The organism is Rhizobacter sp. P2_H2 (assembly GCF_056403375.1).
The window spans coordinates 1-1,082 of record NZ_JBFUFP010001444.1; the positions used below are offsets into that span (position 1 = coordinate 1).

The following is a 1,082-nucleotide window of genomic DNA, read 5'->3' on the forward strand; positions in this document are numbered from 1 at the left end:
TGAAGCTGGCGAGCGCGTTTTTCGCGAAGGCGGAGCTCGACCGCCATCACAAGAAGTGAGGGCGTTCATCGACGCGCAGCGCGAGCACTTCGGGGTCGAGCCGATCTGCARGGCSTTGCAGGTTGCCCCGTCGGGTTACTGGCGCCACGCGGCGCGCTTGCGCAACCCGGCGCTCGTGCCRCAGCGAGCCAGGCGCGATGCCGTSCTGGTCGATSAGGTCCAGCGRGTGCACCGCGCCAACCTGCAGGTCTATGGCGCTCGCAAGGTCTGGCGGCAATTGCACCGCGAGGGCGTGGCGGTGGCGCGCTGCACGGTCGAGCGGCTGATGCGGCTCAARGGCCTGCAGGGTGCGCGACGGGGCAAGGCGGTACGCACCACCACGCCGGACGCGAAGGCGCCGTGCCCSCTGGACAGGGTGAACCGGCAGTTCCACGCCGAGCGGCCGAACCAGCTGTGGGTCAGCGACTTCACCTACGTCTCGACCTGGCAGGGCATGGTCTACGTGGCCTTCGTGATCGACGTCTACGCGCGCTTCATCGTRGGCTGGCGGGTSAGCAGCTCCATGCGAACCGACTTCGTGCTCGACGCGCTGGARCAGGCGCTGTACGCACGCAAGCCCGAGCGCGACGGGGCGCTGATCCACCACTCCGATCGCGGCTCGCAGTACGTCAGCATCCGCTACTCCGAGMGRCTSGCCSAGGYYGGCATCGAGCCGTCGGTMGGCTCCAAGGGCGACAGCTACGACAACGCGCTGGCCGAGACGATCAACGGGYTGTACAAGACCGAGYTGATCCATCGGCGKGCGCCCTGGAAGTCCAAGGAAGCCGTCGARYTGGCCACGCTCGAATGGGTCTCRTGGTTCAACCACCACCGGCTGCTCGAGCCCATCGGCTACATCCCGCCAGTCGAAGCCGAGGCAAACTACCATCGCAACTCGCCACYCGTCAGGCCATCMCGGCCTGACTCACACCAACCGGCCTCCWCGAAAGCCGGGGCGATTCAGGACAGTAGCTTGTTGCGAATGTTCTGACCCAGAGGGTCGTCGAGGTCGTACTGGAAAGGGCGGTTGTCGTTCCACGGGC

1 pseudogene and 1 other annotated feature are annotated in these 1,082 nt (G+C 66.7%); the pseudogene reads left to right on the top strand.

Annotated elements, in window-relative coordinates:
- Window positions 1-931, top strand: a pseudogene (locus tag AC1D15_RS33790) (IS3 family transposase); the annotation flags it as partial.
- Window positions 14-130 (top strand) — a sequence feature (AL1L pseudoknot). It overlaps the preceding pseudogene by 117 nt.
- Window positions 932-1,082 lie beyond the last annotated feature (151 nt).